The organism is Paenibacillus illinoisensis NBRC 15959 (assembly GCF_004000925.1).
Lineage (GTDB): Bacteria > Bacillota > Bacilli > Paenibacillales > Paenibacillaceae > Paenibacillus > Paenibacillus illinoisensis.
In genome coordinates, this window is record NZ_BIME01000007.1 from 131,247 (window position 1) to 150,211 (window position 18,965).

Genomic DNA, 18,965 nt, shown 5'->3' on the forward strand with positions numbered 1-18,965 from the left:
TGAATAGCTGTACGTTATGAATCGTGGCTGGACGCAAGTGGGGTGAGCATATCCCGGAATGATGGGAATAGAGGTACAGCCCAGTCTTCAAGCTGTTCGCGACTGGGCCATTCATTATGCACCAGCAGCTCATGATCAAACCAAACGACAGCATAATCATGGGCACCATAGGGTTTGCGAATGTCCCAACATACCGGTCCGGCGTCATCTTCGTATGTAGCAAATGGAATGTACCCTTCGGCAATCAGTGGTTTCCAGGCTACCCATAAATCTTGTAAGTCCCGTAATGGACGATCGGAGGGCAAATCCGGCAGACCAATGACAAAACCGTCGAAACGCAGATAGACATTCATGACATATCTTGTGCTCAGATATGCACGATACAGCGGCGGGACGGGAACGGGCAATCCACAGGACTGTTCCAGCCGGCGAATCTCATCCTCGGTCACCATAGAAGCCAGCATTCTCCAGCGAACCCAGCCTTCTTCATCTATTGCACCATCCTGCATGTCCTTAGGAACGCCGTAATCCTCGTCCTCTGTTTTGGCTGGATGGGACATCAGGATGTCTCTATGAGGGGAATTGAAATAGTTATCCAAGCATTGTTCAATAAAAGCCCGATCTTGCATCAAGGTTTGAATCATTCAAAGCCATTCACTGCCTTTCTTCCGGGTTGGATCTATATGATTGGAATAATGGGAAGATCAGATGATGCCCAGGCGCATGCGGTAAGAAAACAAGACCGTTCTCGTTTGTCCGTCAAATATCCGGGTAGCGAGCGCTCTGAATTCATCTGCGGCCGTTAATAGTTCGTCCGCTCCAAGCTTCAGCGCTGTCTGCAAGCCGCCCTGGCTGAGGGCCAGATTGACGTACCGATCCGCATCAAACGTCTCATGGTGATGGAATACGATCTCACGGACATAGCGGAACAGGCCTGATTGGCTTATTTGCTGCAAATGTCCGTCCTTGCTCCATTTATGAGCCTGGTTTTCCTGTACTTCCAGACTGGAGGCTCGATGATCGGCTTCCGCGATCAACTGCTGATATGTCTGCTCCAGCTGCCAATCGAGGATAGGCGGCCAGTCACAATCATAGGCGGCAAATATGCCTCCTGGTCGCAGTACACGTGCGAATTCACGAAGTGTGGACTCAGGCTCCATCCAGTGGAACGATTGGGAGCAGGTTACAATATCCACACTGCCGTCCGGCAATCCCAGTTCATGAGATAAGCCTGATACAAATCGCAGATGATCCGGTTTGCCAGCAGCCTCCCATTTGGCCTCCGCCACGGCTCTCATGTCATCGCTGGGTTCTACACCAATAATACGTTCAGCTTCATTCAGCCAGATCCATGAGGATAACCCGGTGCCGCAGCCCACATCTGCAACCAATCTTGGTTTGGTGCCGAGATAGGTGTTCAGAATTTCCACGACTTCTGTGGGTGCAGCCGGGCGATTCTGGTCATATAACGTACCGAAGCCTTTGAAACGTTCCACATTGTTGCGTCTGATGTCTTGCATGGATAAACCTCCTCTACAAAATGGGTGACTAGCAATGAACTGATGAATTCAAGTTCTTGGCGATTCCATTATATCATTCATTGGGCTTGCAGCTGTCAGGATTGAAGGCTTGCACGTGTTTGACAGCCTGTTGGTATCGACGGAGCAGTTCATGTCTGACATGTGGAGGTTCGAGAACGGTCAGTTCAGCACCAAATGACATCAGAAAAGAATACAGCCGCTCTCCTTCATGAATTTCCAACGTCACACGAAGGCGACCATCCGGCTGTTTGTTGATCCGGGAAGGTTCGAAGAAATCAAGCGCCCGATAAGCAATGGAACTTGAAAATAAGAGATCCAGGGATAAGGGAGCGTTCACAGGTGTCTTTTCTACATCGGCTGTGGACGAAGCTGATCCATGCTCTTGCAGCCTTGGCAGTAAACGGAGTTCAGAGATCCGTTTCATTTTGAATGTCTTTTTCTCAGTAGAATACGGCAGGCTTTCGTCCTGTCCTTCGATATACCATGTACTATTTTTGAAAATGAGTTTGACGGGTGCAATGGTCTCCACACTTGCTTCTCCGTCAGAGTCGATATAGTTGAATGTCATCCCTTGCTTGGTCAGTATGGCCTGCTTCACTAAGTTGAACATTTCTCTTTCCTGCACAGGGATATTGCCCCACGGGGAGAAATCGAATTCAATCCAATCCAGTTTGTGATCAAACAAGGCAGTCAGCCGTTTGAGCATATGAACACTGTTCAGGTGTGGAATGGCACTGATACTGTATAGGCCAAGCAAAATTTCGTTCTGATCTTCTTCAGACAGCAGGGACTTGTCCATCACATAATTGTCCATCAGATGGATGCCGCCGTGCTTGCCTGTGGTGGTGTAGACGGGAATTCCCGCTGCGCTCAGCCGGTCGATGTCACGGTAAACCGTGCGTACCGAGATTTCAAACAAGCGGGCGAGTTCGGGCGCGGTGGCTTTCTTCTTTTCAAGTAACAGCAGCAGCATTCGGAATAATCGGTTATTTTCCATGCCATGATTATACCATGACAATAGGTGTCAGGGTATAGATGCTACACTGGTATTATAGTGTTAAGCAGCTTATTCATAGGAGGACTTGTCATGAAAATGAAAGATGGATTTTACTGGGGCGGAGCAACGGCTGCCAATCAATTCGAAGGCGGATGGAATCAGGGCGGCAAAGGCCCGAGCACATCCGATATGATGACAGGCGGAACCCATACGACTCCGCGGCGGATTACGCCAGTACTTGAAGAAGGCACGTATTACCCGAGCCATGAGGCTGTAGACTTTTACGGACATTACAAAGAAGATATTGCCTTGATGGCAGAGATGGGTTTCAAAATGTTCCGCATGTCCATCAACTGGTCGCGGATCTATCCGAACGGTTATGATCTGGAGCCAAACGAAGAGGGATTGCAGTTCTATGATCAAGTTTTTGCCGAACTGAAAAAATATAACATCGAACCGTTGGTAACCATCTCTCACTATGAGACACCATTTGGTTTGACGCAAAAATACAACGGATGGGCTTCGCGTGAAGTGATTGATTGTTACCTCCGTTATTGTACAACCCTGTTCACTCGCTATAAGGACCAGGTGAAATTTTGGTTGACATTCAACGAAATCAACTGTCTGACCATGCCGATGGGCGCATATATGGCGGCGGGTATTCTGTTTGAAGGAAAAGAAACGTTGACAGACGGCATCGACGATCCGCAGACTCGCTTCCAGGCATTGCATCATCAGTTCGTGGCGAGTGCAAAGGCCGTCAAGCTTGGACATGAGATTAACCCCGATTTCCAAATCGGCTGTATGGTTGCATTCATGACAACCTATCCGAACACGTGTAATCCGGATGACATTTTGCTCGCACAGAAGAAGGATCAGCTTTCAAACATGATCTGTGGGGACGTGCAAGTGAGAGGAGCGTACCCTGGTTTCGCCAAACGTTTCTTCGCAGAGCAGGGCATCCAGATCGAAATGCAGCCGGAAGATGAGCAAACTCTGCGTGAGGGCTGCGTGGACTTCTACTCCTTCAGCTATTATATGTCCTTGGTTGAAAGTGCGGACGAGTCCTTGGAGAGAGCCGAAGGCAACCTGCTGGGCGGGATCAAAAATCCGTACCTGGAAGCTTCCGACTGGGGCTGGCAGATTGATCCGAAAGGATTGCGTTACACACTGAATCATCTCTATGATCGCTATCAGGTGCCATTGATGGTCGTTGAGAATGGTCTGGGTGCAGTCGATGTGGTAGAAGAAGATGGCACCATTCAGGATGACTATCGCATTGATTATTTGAGAGGTCATATTGAGCAAATGAAAGAAGCAGTAGCGGATGGGGTGGAGCTCATTGCCTACACGATGTGGGGATGTATTGACCTCGTCAGCGCATCGACCGGAGAGATGAAGAAGCGTTACGGCTTCATTCATGTCAACAAGGATAATGATGGAAATGGTGATCTGAGCAGAACACCGAAGAAGAGCTTCCACTGGTACAAAAAAGTCATTGAATCCAATGGCGAAGAACTATAATGGATTGCTGATAAAAAGAGCTGTCGTACCCGCTTGTTCCCTCTATGGGAATAGGCGGGTATTTGCTTTTGAATAAAATCTCGAATAATTTACATACTTAACTCAGAGACTGAGCATAAGTGAAGGTAAAACGCTAGATGTGATTTTTTCAGCAGATTCATATGATCGTTCAGAAAAGGGGAGATCTCTGTGAACACTTCCGGGAATCGCTACAGCATGTCACCCATTCATCTGTATTTTGTGCTCTATGTAAGTTTGGTTGGCGTGGGTTTAATGAATTTTCAATATAAAATGCTGCGCGGCGCGGAGAAAGATGGATGGATCAGCATTTTGGCCGCCGCTGTCATGATCACCATCATCCTTAAAATGATGTTTGTCCTGCTGTCACGACAATCCCCCGGTCATTCCTCTCTCGTTCACATCAATAGGCGGTATTGGGGCCGAATCGTGGGTTCAGTCCTGAATTGGATCTTTATTTTATATTTTCTGCTGGGTGCTTTTGTAGCCTATCGCTCCTATATTCATATCATCCAGCTGTGGATTCTTCCCACACAAAATAACTGGCTGCTGGGCATCGTGGTACTGCTGCTTGTCTATTACTGTGTGTCTGGCGGCATTCAGTCGGTCACCGGGATGTGCCTCTGGGGCACCCTCTTCATCCTAGTATTTGTCTTCCCGCAGACATTCCTGGTCTCTTCCTATCTTCATCCACGAAACCTTCTTCCCGTGCTGGATCACGATGTCACATCCATATGGTTGTCCACAAGGGATATGCTTCATGAATTTATCGGCTGCGGCATTCTGCTGGTCGTATATCCGTACATCAAGACGCCAGATCGCTCGCTCAAATGGGCTTATCTCGCTTTAGTTACTGCAACCATAGTGTATCTGGTTTTCTTTATCTATTCCTTTATGTACTTCAATCATGGACAGATGAAGGAACATTTGTGGCCTACCCTGAGCCTGATCAGCATTATTGAAATGCCTTTGATCCAGCGGATGGAGTATCTGGTATTATCCTTTTGGCTGCTAAAAATTCTATCCATCATCACGTTGGGACTTTGGGCAGGATGCCATTGTTTGAAACTGGAGAGATCAATCAAGCCCAGTCTCGGACTGAAACTCGCCATCGTCCTTTTTGCTATTCTTTTGTTTGTGGTTAAAGACACCGTGGATATTGATATGGTCACCGAGATATACACCAGAACCGGCGAAATATTGATTTTGTTATATGTCCCGCTTCTGTTTATCATCTCCCTGATCCGCAAGAATCTGGGGGGCTCTACCGGACATCAGGATATGCCGGACCAGCCCAAAGGAGAGGAAGCATGAATTCACCTGCCAGTGACAACCATAAAATCTCCAGTACATCTCATGACCCGCTCGATCCATGCCGTCGCTCTGATGATTTTATCATAAGTACGATGACCGTCTCCGGACTGGTCCTTGAAGTCTGCTACTATAAAACGCTCGTGGACAGCCATCTCCTTGAAGTAGCCATCCACTCCTTGCAGGAACGCATACCTTCAAGCGAAGAAGTGAATTTGCATGATGTTCTCTTGCATATTCCCATAGAGGAAACGAGCCTTACCGATCAAGGCGAGGAAATGGTCAAATCCCTTCTTCAAGGCAGCCTGCTAATTCGGGAGTCCGGACTGACTCATGAAGCCATCCTGGCTCCCATGCCAGGCAAGGAAGGGATACGAAGTGATAACGACACGGAAAATGAATTTAGCGTGATCGGACCCAAGGTCGGATTCGTCGAGGCATTGCCGGTTAACCTGCATCTGATCCGTACACAGCTGCGGACACCTAATCTGATCATCAAGGAAATGACACTGGGCTCCTTGTCCCAATCCCAAGTGGCCATTCTGTATATGGATGGTATTGCTCATCCCGAGAACGTCAGCCGGATGGAGGACAGACTGAAGGGAATCGATTTTGATGCTGTCTTGGATACGTCACAGTTGGATCAACTGATCGCGGATAATTCACTTACGCCGTTCCCCTTGTTTACGACGACAGAACGAAGGGACAGAGTCATCTATGCCCTGATCACCGGGCAGGTTGCCGTCATCAGCGAAGGCTCGCCAAGTTTTATTACAGGGCCATCCACGTTGTTTGATTTTTTTGTATCGCCGGAAGATTATTATCTGCCGTGGGCGCTTGGATCTTTTTTTCGCCTGATTCGCATTTTTGGAGTCATTTTCTCGCTGTTTGCCTCAGCCCTCTATGTGGCATTAATGACCTTTCACTATGAGGTCATACCCAAGGAGCTGCTTGGCAAATTGATCTCATCCAGACAAAATGTACCGTTTCCCCCTTTTGTGGAAGCCATATTTCTGGAGACGACGATTGAATTCCTGCGTGAAGCAGGAGCCAGACTGCCGAACCGGATCGGACAAACACTAGGTATTGTTGGCGGGATCATTCTTGGGCAGGCCGCCGTAGAGGCCGCACTTACGAGCAACGTACTGATCATCATCGTATCCTTGTCTGCACTGGCTTCATTTGTGACACCGATCTATAAAATGTCCAATGCCATTCGTTTTCTGCGATTTCCGATCATTATACTGGCTGCCATCTGGGGCGCATTCGGGATCGCGATCGGACTGTGCTTCCTCCTTGTCCATCTGTCGCGATTAAAGTCGCTGGGGTCGCCTTACATGGCTCCTTTTTATCCGATGCGGTTCAGGGATCTGAAAGACAGCCTGATTCGTGCTTCCTATCAACAGACGGATAAGAGGCCGAGCTATTTAAGGCCGCTCTCCTTCATCCGCTACAAGCCGGGAAGGGTTCATCAAACGAATCAACTGGATGAGGAGTGAGCGTATGAAACGTCTATCCAAATGGATCCTCGCCGTAATGTGCGTAATGGGGATGCTGCTGCTCAGCTCCTGCCAGGATACGAGCATTGTAAATGAGATCAGCCTCGTCCTAACTTCCGCATACGATCTGCAAGATAAACAAATTCACAACAGCGTGCTCATCGGTGAGTATACCGAGAAGGACAAGAGTGACGTCGAACTGCTGGAGATCGATTCAACCAACAGCTTCGATGTCATGCCAAGAATGAATATGCAGGCGAAAGAACCTATTGAGTATGGCCAATTAAGAATGATGGTGCTGGGTGAGGACTATGCGAAACACGGGATAGGCGATATTCTGCGCGTGTTAGCCCATAATACCCGGGTATCCAGACGTATGCAGTTTGCCGTAGCGGAAGGAAAGGCACTGGATATCATTAAGGCGTCCATCCCCGCTCATGATCCTCTGTATCTGATGAAATTAATCGAGCAAAACGGCAATTTTGCCAATCTGCCTCACTTCAGTCTGCATCAGACATTGTTCCAATATTTCAGCAAAGGACAGGATATTTATCTCCCTCGTCTTCGTTTGAACGATCAGGATAAAATTATGCTGGGTGGACTTGTGGTTTTCAAAGGGGAAAAAGCTGTACTTCAGCTGAGTGATGAAGAGGGGCTTTGTTTGAAGCTGCTTACTGAGGATGCCAAGAATGGCAAGTTTCTTGCACAGATCAATGAGGTTGAGGGAGCCCAGAAGCCATCGGCCAATACAACAGACAATGATGCCCTAATCAAAATCTTATCTTCCTCCGTGAAGCATCGGTTGGTTTCAGACACGCCAGCAGCAACGCTGGATTCAAAGATTCACATCAGCGCGTCCGTGATTAAGGCTTCGCGGAATGATTTTCTGTTATCCGGCAAAGAGATGAGGGAACTGGAAGCCGAAATGAAAAGGCATATGGAAGCTAAAATGAATCAACTGATCCGAAAGTGTCAGAGAGAAAATGTGGATCCGATCGGGTTTGGAGAGTATGTGAGAAGTCGTACCCACCATTGGGACAGTGAAACGTTCTATAAAAATTATGGCTCGATGGATATTCGGGCTCACGTGGACCTGACTCTCGTCCAGGACGGTATCCAGGAATAACTACAGGAAAACCCGCTCTAACCTCAGCTCTGAGGGTGGCGGGTCTTTCATATGTTCTAAATTTGATGTTCTATGTCAGAGGTTTGGAATGAAGCAGGGAGAGCCGCTCCACATAACGCTGATAAAACCAAATGCAAATGGCCAGCCAGCTGCCGCTCAGAAAGTAACCTCCGGCAATATCACTGGGATAGTGCACACCCAGATAAACCCGGCTCATGCCAATGGTCAAAATAAAGGCTGCACTGACGATAATCATGATTACCCGACCTGTTGCCGTGGGGATATGTTTCCAGATCAAAAAGGCCAGTCCACCATACAGGCTGAATGCTGCCATTGAGTGTCCGCTTGGGAAGCTGTATCCGCTTGCTTCGATAATGCGGTGAATGGTGGGTCTGGCACGCTGAAATGCCAGTTTCAACAGGGTGTTTAGCAGCGTGGAACCTGCAATGACTGCTGCCAAAAACAGAAGTTCCCTTCGGTGTCCCAGGAAAAGATATAAAACCAACATGGAAATGATCGTAATGATGATCACAGGCCATCCGCTGCCAATCCAGGTGAACACCTGCATCCACTTGGTCATTCCGGGAGCTTCCATCCCTTGTATCCATCCAATCAGGTTATCATCAAACCGGTGGATCTGGTTATCACTGATAGACAGGGCAATCAGTGCAAATACGGTAAGGCTCAATGCTGCAAGGAGCAGCGGGATAGAGAAGGCCTTTTTCCCTTGCTGTTTCAAATGTCATGTTCCTCCAGGATGTCTGAATTTCATATGTTGGGCCGCCAGCCATACGATATTGATATTATGCTATCATTTCACCTTAAATATAGCTTGAACAAAAAGATTAGCGCCTCAGTTCAGTTGAAGCATATATTCATACGCGGTAACACCGAAGACACGCTTAAAATGTCTGTTCAAATGCGTAAGATCGACGAATCCGCATTCGGCTACCGCGGAGTAGACATCCTTATGCTTCTCTATGGCCTGCCGGGCATGTTCAACCTTGCAGTTCAGGAAGAACTGGTAGGGTGATATGCCGGCATGTGACTTGAATTCCCGGATAAACTGAAACTTGGACATATTGAATTCGGTACAGAGATCATCCAGTTTCAGCACATCATCGAACCTGCTGAACATCATTTCTTTGGCCTTTCGGACAAGCCCGTCACCAGGTCCGGGAATGTGAGTATCAATCTCCGACCGGGACAGCAGATGTACGAGGCTGAAGAGCAGTTCACTGCATTTGGCTTCATCCTGCCCGCTCTGAACGGCATGGTTCAGCATGAGAATACTTCGTGCCAGCTGCGGATCATAGACAATGGGAGTGGAGAAACGCAATTCCTTTTTCCCCAGAATGTCTTCTACCACTTCCGGCTTCAGATACAACATGACATAGTCGATACCAGCCTTGTCGTAAGAACTGCCATCATGGGACTGCTCCCGATTAAACAGCATGACACCGTTCTGGTGGGAAGCCTGATAATGACCATCCAGATGGTACTGCTGGATACCGCGCAGCGTTACACCAACCGCATATTCCTCGTGACAGTGCTTCTTATACGTAAAATCCGTAAAACTGGCCGAAAGGGCCAGGACATCAGACGACTTCTTATAATTGAACAGCTCCACTCCATGCATACCTCCAATCTAGATGAGTCCCGATACCATAATGGCTGAGTATACCAAAAAGAGAGCCATCACGATACTAAAAGCTTTTTGATGATCATGCAAAAATTGCCTGAACACAGAGCCGAAAACAACCCAGCTGGTAAAGGCCAAAAATCCAATCAAAGTGATAAGACAGACAAACAGCATCGTTGACAGCGAGGTGTCATAATAAGGCAGCACATAGCTGGGGATGACGGTGAACGTGAACAGAATTACCTTCGGATTCACAAACTGCATAATTAAACCGCTCACAAATCCGGTTGCTTGCTTCGGTGCCTCCTCGGAAGATCCCATCTTGTAGATCTGATAGGCGAGGTACAGCATATACAGGCTGCCAACGATCTGCATCACATGAAGAAGACTGGGCAAGATGCCGGCCAGAAGATGATTGAGGAAAGCCGATGCGGCAAGCAGCAACCCAAAAGCCACGGTGGCTCCCCACACATAATGCATGGTTTTGCGTGCACCCGCGTGCTGGACAGAAGATAAAATGACAATATTGCTGGGTCCTGGCGTAAAGGTAACCACAATGCAATAAATCAAAAAAGATGTAAGGTTCATCGTTTCATAGTGCCTCCCCGGGTTGTAGTTTCATGATCATACTGCGGGAATGGGGGAACCGATAGTACATTATTGCAGCAGCACAACCTGAGATCGAAAGTATGAAGATACTTTGGTTAGAGAGGAAAGCGGTTTCTTTTTTGCGTGTTTGCGTTTACAATTTAAGCGAAACACAAGTGGACAGATCTCAAGGATGTGAAAACGAATATGAAAAAGACATTGCTGGTCTACATTTTGCTTATCTCGGCTTTTGCACTGTATGTACTCAGGTATGAATACTCAAGCGAAGCGAATGGCTCTTGGGAAGCCAAGGGACTGCGTGGAGATATTGGTGAAACATACATCATGATTACATTTCAGTCTGGCTTGGAATATTGGAAAAGTGTGCTCAAAGGCTTCGAGGATGCGGGGGATGCGCTCGGAGTAACCGTGGAGTATCGGGGAGCTACCCGATATGACCCGAAGGAACAGACCACGATCATTGAGCAAGCGATTGCACGGAAACCGGCAGGCATCGCCATCTCCGCCATTGACCCGCAATCGCTTATTCCTGTGATTAACAAAGCATTGGATGCAGGGATTCCGGTGGTTTTGTTTGATGCGGATGCCCCGGACAGCAGGGCATATTCTTTTCTCGGCACGGACAATTATCAAGCAGGGGTGACTGCTGCGGACAAAATGGCCGAGCTTCTGGGCCGGGAGGGAGAAGTCGCCGTTCTGACCATGCCGGGACAGCAAAATCATGAGGAGCGAACGGAAGGGTTCCGTAATACCATCCGTGATCGGTACCCTTCCATGAAGGTTGTTGAAATCGCGGACGGGCACGGAGATGCAATGAAATCGAGGGATGAAGCTCTTCGAATGATGAAGACATATCCGGAGCTCGGCGGTATTTTTGTAACCGAAGCTACGGGAGCAGCGGGCGTTGGTGAAGCGGTTCAGAATGGGGATGCAGGTTATCCGCTACAGATCATATCCTTTGATACCAATAAAGCTACACTGGACATGATCAAGAGCGGCACAATCTCTGCAACGATCGCACAGGGAACCTGGAACATGGGTTACTGGTCCCTTCAATACCTGTTTCATTTGCACCACCAACTCACCGTACCTGCACCGTCTTCTTCGGATGAAAATGCACCGCTGCCGGTTAGGGTGGATACCGGAATCTCTGTCGTGACACGATCGAATGTAGATGATTACTATGCCAAATAAAACAGAACATCGTTCTCGAATGCCCCTCGGCTGGAAGAAAATTCGTTTCTGGATGAAGAGCGGATTGCAGAGACTGCGATTGCGTAATATGCCACTGCGCTATCAGCTGATGCTGCTCTTTTTGCTCTTTGCAATCGTTCCTTCAGTGGGACTCGGACTGCTGGTGAACTGGACAGTGGAACGGATTGTTGAAAGGCAGGTCGAGGGACACACGATGCAGCTAATCGGCAAAGTCAATGAAGCACTTGACAGCAAGATGGAGAATTTGCAAAACATGACCTATCTGATTGCGTTTGACCCGGATATCCGTGCGTTCATGGAAGGGAAAACGGAGTTTGACGGTCATACAGGAGCAACCGTATCCGGTGGCGATTCGAATCAGTCCAAAGATCAGGATCAACTGTATGGGATCAAACAGTTTTTGCAGGGATTCACGACATTGTATCCGGAAATTGCAGGAATTGTCCTTGTGAATGGAAACGGAGATTACATTAGCAACGAGATGTACCCGAAAACCAATCAGAGCCTGGTTCAGGAGGAGTGGTACCAAGGTGCATCCCGGAATGCCGGCATTTTTACTGTTCTGGGTCAACCGAGACAGCGTAACATCACGACACATGTTCGGTATAAGGATAGTGAAATTGTGTCTGTTGCACGTTCCATCACGGATGAAACATCAGGACGTGTGCTCGGTGTCATTATGATTGACCTGAAACTGCGTACCGTATCTCAGGCCGCCAGGGATGTGACGCTGGGGAAATCCGGATATGTGATGGTGACCGATGCAGAAGGGCGAAGTGTCTATATGCCGGAGAACCCACTTGTTGAGCAGATTCCATCGTCGTGGTTCCCATCCGGGGATAGCGGAATATTTAACGCTGAAGCGGATGGGAAGGAGTTGTTATTCATGTACCAGTCTTCCTCGTTTACAGGATGGAGAACTGTAGGGGTATTTCCGGCAAGGGAATCGACCGCTGAAGTCCGCCAGATCCAGTTTTACGTCGTCAGTTTTGTGTTCGTGGTCTGTCTCTTTGGTCTGAGCGCTTCCCTTCGGTTCTCCAGTTCCATCGCTCAGCCTATTTTCCGGTTAATGTCTTATATGCGCAGGGCGGAAACGGGAAATCTCAGATCCGGCCGCTGGAGCGATCGGGCTGATGAAATCGGCATGCTGGGTAGAAGTTTTAACCGAATGCTGGCACGGATCCGGCAGCTCATGTCCCTTAACGAATTACGGGAGAGGCAAAAACGGGATGCTGAAATGCGAAGCCTGCAGGAGCATATCAAACCTCATTTTTTATATAACACCCTGGATACGATCCATTGGATGGCACAGAGGAAAGGTGTGGACGATGTATCCGAGATGGTGGGAGCCCTGTCCAGACTGTTTCGTATCGGGCTCAGCAAAGGCAATGATTTCATTCCCTTGAAATCCGAGGTTGAACATATATCCAGTTATCTGCAAATTCAGCAGACCCGGTATCGGAACCGACTTCAATGTGAGTTGGTGATTCCGGAGGATCTGAAGGAGCTCTTCGTGCTTAAGCTGGTGCTGCAGCCTATTGTGGAAAATGCCATTTATCACGGGATTAAGGGCAGACGAGGTCCGGGTAAGATTCGAATTGAAGCCAAAGTACAAGATCATAAGCTGGTTCTGACGGTACAGGATGATGGCGCCGGGATGTCCAGCGAGCGGCTGCACGAGATGGCACAACTGCTCGGTACGCCCCTGGAAAGCATGGAAACACAGGAAGCCGGTCAGGGAGGCAAAAGCTATGGCATGCTGAATGTACAGGCACGCCTTCGGCTTTCTTTTGGAGAAGAATATGGGATCAGTTTGAATAGTCGGGAAGGTGAAGGGACTTGTGTGACCATCACTCAGCCGTTGATGAAAGAACTTCCACAAGCGTTGCAATTCGATACTGAAGGAAGGCGGGATAGTCAATGAAGGAAGCAATGATCCAAGCAGCTTGGACAGAACCAGAGACGGAGAGTACGGCAGCATCGGTGGCTGCAGCCCAGACATTGCCGTCGGCCCGGCGTTACCAAGTGCTGATCGCAGATGATGAACCGATTATTCGCGAAGGCATTCGGGATGCCATTGACTGGGAAGCGCTTGGCATGGAGGTTGCCTGCGAAGCGGAGGACGGAGAGGAAGCGCTGGAGCTGGCTGTCCAGTTCGGTATTGATATCATTCTAGTGGATATGAACATGCCATTTCTGAACGGCATTGATCTGATCCGTCGTCTTCAGGATGAGTGTCCGGATTGCCGCTGCCTCATCATCTCCGGGCATGATGAGTTTGCTTATGCCCAAGAGGCTGTACGGCTTGGCGTGGAGGATTACATTCTTAAGCCGGTAGATGCAGAGCGGCTGCACGCTGCGCTTGTGCGCCTGAAACAGCGCATGGATGAAGAACGTAGACGTACAGCCTACGTCAAGCAGGCTGCCGACCAGATCGAACGCAACATTCCGCTGCTGCGTCAGCGTTTTTGTCTGGAATGGCTGGAAGGACGGGCGGAAGGAAAAGATCTGACAGAGCAGCTTGCGTTCCTGCGCCTGCCATCGGATCCGCCTGTGCAGATCGGGGTCGTCCGCTGGCCTGCGGCCGAAGCACGGCAGTCCCTTATGCGGGAGAATGATCGTCAATTGTTTCTTTTTGCCGTAGAAAATATTATCGGTGAACTGCTGGGGAATCTTCCCCATGTCCTGTTCCGGGACCCGAATGGATTAATTGGCTTCTGTCTCTGGAGGGCAGTTCCGGAAGAACTGGATTGCACCATTGAACAGCAAATTAGTACCTGTCTGAATATTGCTGTTCATGCTCATGTGGAGCAGAATACAGGTGCATTGGAGGAAGTCCCGAGTGCTTACCGGTTATGCCGTGAGCTTATCTATGGGGAAGCCCGCTTATCTCCGCTGGTGCGCAGAGCTCGGCAGATCATTCATGAAGGATACGCGGATCGGGAACTGACACTGGAATCGCTCGCTTCGCGTCTGCAAGTCTCCTCGGTATATCTCAGCCGGGTGCTCAAGAAAGAGTTAAACGATACATTCGTAACCCTGGTCACACATGCTCGCATCCGCAAAGCAGTCCAGCTGCTGGATTCAACGGCACTGCCTATCCACAGCATTGCAGAACGGGTCGGTTACGATACCCAGCACTATTTCAGCACGGCGTTCAAGAAAGTGATGGGCATTTCACCCGCACAGTATCGGAAGGATGGGGGCACAGGGCAGAGTGCCTCCGCAGACCGCGTGTAGCATATAAGATATGGTGAAGACAACAGAGTTGCTCTGCTTCTGCGAAGCGGATCAGCTCTTTTTTTGTGTCCAGGGATGGAACTGGAACTGTATTCAAAGAAAGGGATGCGGTACTCCTTCTGAGGATACAAAAGTTAAATTTTTATAAAAAAGGTTCAAAAGCTGCAAAGACTGTTCAAACCTGACAATGCTACGATGGGATCAGGCAGAAACAGAAGGCAATAGAAGTTCATTACTAGATTGTAAGCGTTATCTTGTTAAACAATCAGATCCGCATGATTCGAGGAAAGGGGAACTTGATATGAAAAAAGGAGCAGTGATGATCTGGCTTCTGGTGATGACCTTGATGTTATCGGCCTGCAATCTGGCTGAGAGCGGAACAGGCAGCAAGGAAAAAGGATATGTCGGCATCTCCATGCCAACGAAATCGTCCGAGCGCTGGGTCGGCGACGGAGAGAACATGGTCCGTCTATTTCAGGAACAAGGGTATAAGACGGATCTTCAGTACGCTGAGGACGTGGTCGAAAATCAGATTTCACAGATTGAGAACATGATCACCAAGGGAGTGGATGTGATGGTCATTGCATCCGTGGACGGCAATACACTGACGGATGTAATCAAGAAGGCCCATGATGAGGGCATTCAAGTCATATCATACGACCGCCTGATCCGGAACACGCCTTATCTCACGTATTATGCGACGTTCGACAACTTCAAAGTCGGGGTGCTGCAGGCTTCCTACATTGAGCAGAAGCTTGGCCTCAAGGAAGGCAAAGGACCATTCAACATTGAGCTGTTTGGCGGCTCACCCGATGACAACAATGCGTACTTCTTCTTCGACGGTGCAATGTCTGTACTGAAACCCTATATCGACTCCGGCAAGCTTGTAGTACGTAGCAACCAAACCACAATGGCACAGATTGCGACCTTGCGTTGGGATGGAGCACTCGCCCAGTCGAGGATGGATAACCTGCTCAGTGCCTATTACTCTGGAGATAACCTGGATGCAGTGTTGTCCCCATACGACGGAATCAGCATTGGCATCATCTCGTCACTGAAAGGCGTCGGATACGGATCAGAAAGTAAACCTCTGCCTGTTATTACTGGGCAGGACGCGGAGCTGGCCTCCATCAAATCCATTGTTGCCGGAGAGCAGACACAGACGGTATTCAAGGATACACGCAAGCTCGCAGAGCAGACGGTAGAGATGGCCAATAGTATTTTACAAGGAAAACAAGCAGAAGTGAATGACGAAAAATCATATAACAACGGTATTAAAATAATTCCGGCCTATTTGCTGGACCCGATCTCCGTGGACCGGACCAATGTGGAGAAGGACATTGTCGGCACCAATTATTACACCAAAGAGGAAATCGGACTGAAATAATAATGGAAAGGAGCAAGTCCCATGACCGGAATCATATTGGAAATGAAGGGCATCACCAAAACCTTTCCTGGCGTCAAAGCACTGGAAAACGTCAATCTCAAGATCCGAGAAGGTGAAATTCATTCCCTGTGCGGTGAGAACGGTGCAGGTAAATCCACGCTGATGAAAGTGCTTAGCGGTGTATATCCACATGGAACGTACGAAGGAGATATTTTATTTCAGGGGAAAACCTGCGAGTTCAAAAGCATTAAGCAGAGCGAGGATTTGGGAATCGTCATTATCCATCAGGAGCTCGCACTAATCCCTTACCTGTCCATTGCCGAGAACATCTACTTGGGCAACGAGCGTGCCAGCAAAGGCATCATTGACTGGAAAGAAACATTGGTCGGCACACGTGAATTGCTCTCCAAAGTGGGCTTGAGCGAAAATCCGAACACCCTTGTATCCAACATCGGTGTAGGGAAGCAGCAGCTGGTTGAAATTGCAAAAGCACTCTCCAAAAAGGTTCGTCTGCTCATCCTGGATGAACCGACGGCAGCGCTGAATGAGGACGATAGTGAAAACCTGCTCCAATTAATGCTGGAGTTCAAGAAGCAGGGAATTGCGTGTATCTTGATTTCCCATAAGCTGAACGAGGTGTCCAAGGTATCGGATTCCGTCACGATATTGAGGGATGGCAAGACAATCGAGACGCTGGACATGAGGAAGGATAACGTCACCGAGGACCGGATTATCAGCGGAATGGTGGGCCGTGATCTGACAAGCCGCTATCCCGAGCGTCATGCGGATATTGGTAACGTCATTTTGGAAGTGAAGGATTGGACGGTTTATCACGAGCATCATGCTGATCGCAAAGTGCTGGACCGGGTCAACATGAATATTCGGCGTGGTGAAATTGTCGGCATAGCCGGTCTGATGGGTGCGGGACGTACAGAACTGGCCATGAGCATATTTGGCAAATCCTATGGACGCAACATATCGGGCCAGCTCATTAAGGATGGTCAACCGATTCAGAACAACAGTGTAACGGAGGCAATTCAGAATGGTTTTGCCTACGTGACAGAGGATCGGAAGGAATACGGACTTATTCTTATGGATGATATCAAACGCAATATCTCACTGACCGGCCTGGGCAAGCTGACCAAAAACGCCGTTGTGAATGAACGTGAAGAAGTGCTGGTTGCCGAAGAGATGAAGAAAAGCATGAATATCAAGGCCCCAAGCATCCTTCAGAAAACCGGCAATCTGAGCGGGGGTAACCAGCAGAAAGTGGTGTTGAGCAAATGGATATTTGCCGGACCGGATATTCTCATTCTGGATGAACCGACCCGCGGAATCGATGTGGGTGCCAAATTCGAAATCTATACCATTATTCACCGGCTTGCTGCTGAAGGTAAGGGCGTGCTGGTGATCTCATCCGAGCTCCCGGAGGTTCTGGGCCTGTGTGACCGGATTTATGTCATGAATGCCGGGCGCATCACGGGTGAAGTCAGCCGCGAGGAAGCGACGCAGGAAACGTTGATGAGATATATGACGAAGTCTGGAGGCGAGAAGCATGGAAATGCTAACTAAACTGTTCAAAAACAATATACGCCAATACGGCATGATTATCGCACTGGTTGTCATTATGATCTTGTTCGAGGTGCTGACTGGCGGACTCTTGCTGAAGCCGATCAATATTACGAATCTGATTCTGCAGAACAGCTATATCCTGGTGCTCGCCATCGGGATGGTACTGGTCATCATTACCGGACATATTGATCTGTCGGTCGGATCTGTTGCAGCCTTTGTCGGTGCAGTGGCGGCAATTATGATGGTTGACTGGCAGCTTCCAGCCTGGCTGGCGGTGATTGCTTCTTTGCTGGTAGGGGCGTTAATCGGGGCGTGGCAGGGCTTCTGGATCGCGTATGTGCGGATTCCGGCCTTTATCGTAACCCTTGCGGGCATGCTGCTCTTCCGCGGCTTGACGATGATTGTGCTGGAGGGCCAGTCCATCTCTCCTTTTCCGGGGGGATTCCAAAAGATTAGCTCCGGATTCCTGCCTGATATCCAATTTTCAGGTTTCGGTCTCATCTCGATCCTTGTAGGGATTGCGCTTACAATCTGGTATATCGTAAATGAACTGCGGGAACGCCGCTCCCAGCGGAAATACGGATTCGCGGTGGTGTCGCAGGGACTTTTCCTGCTCAAGCTGATTGTGGTGGCTGCGGTAACGAACCTGTTCACCTTCGTACTCGCAAGTTACGCCGGGATTCCGAATATCCTGATCCTGCTGTTTGTGCTGATCGTCGTGTATTCCTTCGTCATGAACCGAACTGTAATGGGACGTCATGTGTATGCACTTGGTGGAAATGAAAAGGCCGCAGGACTATCCGGAGTCAAAACCAAAAAAGTGACGTTCTGGGTATTTGTAAACATGGGTGTGCTCGCTGCTGTATCCGGTCTGATCTTCGCTGCTCGTCTGAATGCGGCTACGCCAAGAGCAGGTACCAACTTCGAACTTGATGCGATTGCAGCCTGCTTTATCGGTGGAGCTTCAGCTTCCGGAGGGATTGGAACCGTGTTTGGAGCGATCATCGGCGGCTTGGTTATGGGGGTACTGAATAACGGGATGTCCCTCATTGGACTGGGCATTGACTGGCAGCAGGGAATTAAAGGTTTGGTGCTTCTGCTTGCCGTAGCCTTCGATATCTATAACAAAAATAAGAGATCGGCATAGATTGATCAAAAAATAGATCATTCCAATTTCCAATTGATATCTTAAAGCTTGGATGTCACTTATGATTAGATGCACTGTCCATTCATTTGGAAAGGCATAAACAGACCCGCTATCCTTCATAGTGGGTCTGTTTTCCG

At 48.8% G+C, this 18,965-nt stretch carries 16 protein-coding genes; 10 read left to right on the plus strand and 6 right to left on the minus strand.

From position 1 onward, the window contains the following. Positions 1–14: 14 nt before the first annotated feature. From PIL01S_RS17925 to PIL01S_RS17935, 3 genes are all read right to left on the minus strand, one after another. On the minus strand, positions 15–560 hold the full coding sequence (locus tag PIL01S_RS17925) for an SMI1/KNR4 family protein (RefSeq protein ID WP_127538694.1): 546 nt from the start codon (positions 558–560) through the stop codon (positions 15–17). A 144-nt stretch (positions 561–704) separates the two neighbouring features. Continuing rightward, on the minus strand, positions 705–1,520 hold the full coding sequence (locus PIL01S_RS17930; RefSeq protein WP_127538695.1) for a class I SAM-dependent methyltransferase: 816 nt from the start codon (positions 1,518–1,520) through the stop codon (positions 705–707). A 73-nt stretch (positions 1,521–1,593) separates the two neighbouring features. Then, positions 1,594–2,538 (minus strand): helix-turn-helix transcriptional regulator, encoded by a 945-nt coding sequence (locus PIL01S_RS17935; RefSeq protein WP_246058438.1) that lies wholly within the window; start codon positions 2,536–2,538, stop codon positions 1,594–1,596. Between the two features lie 90 nt (positions 2,539–2,628). On the opposite strand from PIL01S_RS17935, the gene PIL01S_RS17940 reads away from it, so the two are divergent. From PIL01S_RS17940 to PIL01S_RS17955, 4 genes are all read left to right on the plus strand, one after another. Next, positions 2,629–4,062, plus strand: coding sequence for a glycoside hydrolase family 1 protein (locus PIL01S_RS17940; protein WP_127538696.1), 1,434 nt, complete (start codon positions 2,629–2,631; stop codon positions 4,060–4,062). A gap of 189 nt (positions 4,063–4,251) precedes the next feature. Next, entirely contained in the window at positions 4,252–5,394 is a 1,143-nt protein-coding gene (locus PIL01S_RS17945) for a GerAB/ArcD/ProY family transporter (protein WP_127538697.1), read from the plus strand. Further along, the gene (locus PIL01S_RS17950; protein WP_127538698.1) at positions 5,391–6,890 is read left to right on the plus strand and encodes a spore germination protein; all 1,500 of its coding nucleotides are present in this window, start codon (positions 5,391–5,393) and stop codon (positions 6,888–6,890) included. The genes PIL01S_RS17945 and PIL01S_RS17950 overlap by 4 nt, the downstream gene beginning before the upstream one ends. Before the next feature lie 4 nt (positions 6,891–6,894). Continuing rightward, positions 6,895–8,016, plus strand: coding sequence for a Ger(x)C family spore germination protein (locus tag PIL01S_RS17955; RefSeq protein WP_164764270.1), 1,122 nt, complete (start codon positions 6,895–6,897; stop codon positions 8,014–8,016). 70 nt (positions 8,017–8,086) lie between these two features. Here PIL01S_RS17955 and PIL01S_RS17960 read toward each other — a convergent pair whose 3' ends face one another. From PIL01S_RS17960 to PIL01S_RS17970, 3 genes are all read right to left on the minus strand, one after another. Beyond that, complete coding sequence (locus PIL01S_RS17960) at positions 8,087–8,755, minus strand: phosphatase PAP2 family protein (RefSeq protein ID WP_127538700.1); 669 nt, start codon at positions 8,753–8,755, stop codon at positions 8,087–8,089. A 114-nt stretch (positions 8,756–8,869) separates the two neighbouring features. Further along, positions 8,870–9,646, minus strand: a complete 777-nt coding sequence (locus PIL01S_RS17965) for an AraC family ligand binding domain-containing protein (protein WP_127538701.1) — start codon at positions 9,644–9,646, stop codon at positions 8,870–8,872. A gap of 18 nt (positions 9,647–9,664) precedes the next feature. Next, positions 9,665–10,246: a LysE family translocator gene (locus PIL01S_RS17970; protein ID WP_127538702.1), complete on the minus strand. Its 582-nt coding sequence runs from the start codon at positions 10,244–10,246 to the stop codon at positions 9,665–9,667. 207 nt (positions 10,247–10,453) lie between these two features. Here PIL01S_RS17970 and PIL01S_RS17975 point away from each other — a divergent pair, with 207 nt between their 5' ends. From PIL01S_RS17975 to mmsB, 6 genes are all read left to right on the plus strand, one after another. After that, positions 10,454–11,461 carry a substrate-binding domain-containing protein gene (locus tag PIL01S_RS17975; protein WP_127538703.1) on the plus strand — a complete coding sequence of 336 codons (1,008 nt, stop codon included), beginning with the start codon at positions 10,454–10,456 and terminating at the stop codon, positions 11,459–11,461. An 88-nt stretch (positions 11,462–11,549) separates the two neighbouring features. Next, positions 11,550–13,406: a cache domain-containing sensor histidine kinase gene (locus tag PIL01S_RS17980; protein ID WP_127538859.1), complete on the plus strand. Its 1,857-nt coding sequence runs from the start codon at positions 11,550–11,552 to the stop codon at positions 13,404–13,406. After that, the gene (locus tag PIL01S_RS17985; RefSeq protein WP_371859972.1) at positions 13,403–14,722 is read left to right on the plus strand and encodes a response regulator; all 1,320 of its coding nucleotides are present in this window, start codon (positions 13,403–13,405) and stop codon (positions 14,720–14,722) included. The genes PIL01S_RS17980 and PIL01S_RS17985 overlap by 4 nt, the downstream gene beginning before the upstream one ends. Positions 14,723–15,023: 301 nt before the next feature. After that, positions 15,024–16,109: a multiple monosaccharide ABC transporter substrate-binding protein gene (gene chvE, locus PIL01S_RS17990; protein ID WP_095359720.1), complete on the plus strand. Its 1,086-nt coding sequence runs from the start codon at positions 15,024–15,026 to the stop codon at positions 16,107–16,109. 21 nt (positions 16,110–16,130) lie between these two features. Continuing rightward, entirely contained in the window at positions 16,131–17,681 is a 1,551-nt protein-coding gene (mmsA, locus tag PIL01S_RS17995; RefSeq protein ID WP_095359719.1) for a multiple monosaccharide ABC transporter ATP-binding protein, read from the plus strand. Continuing rightward, on the plus strand, positions 17,665–18,828 hold the full coding sequence (mmsB, locus tag PIL01S_RS18000; RefSeq protein ID WP_095359718.1) for a multiple monosaccharide ABC transporter permease: 1,164 nt from the start codon (positions 17,665–17,667) through the stop codon (positions 18,826–18,828). The genes mmsA and mmsB overlap by 17 nt, the downstream gene beginning before the upstream one ends. Positions 18,829–18,965: the final 137 nt, after the last annotated feature.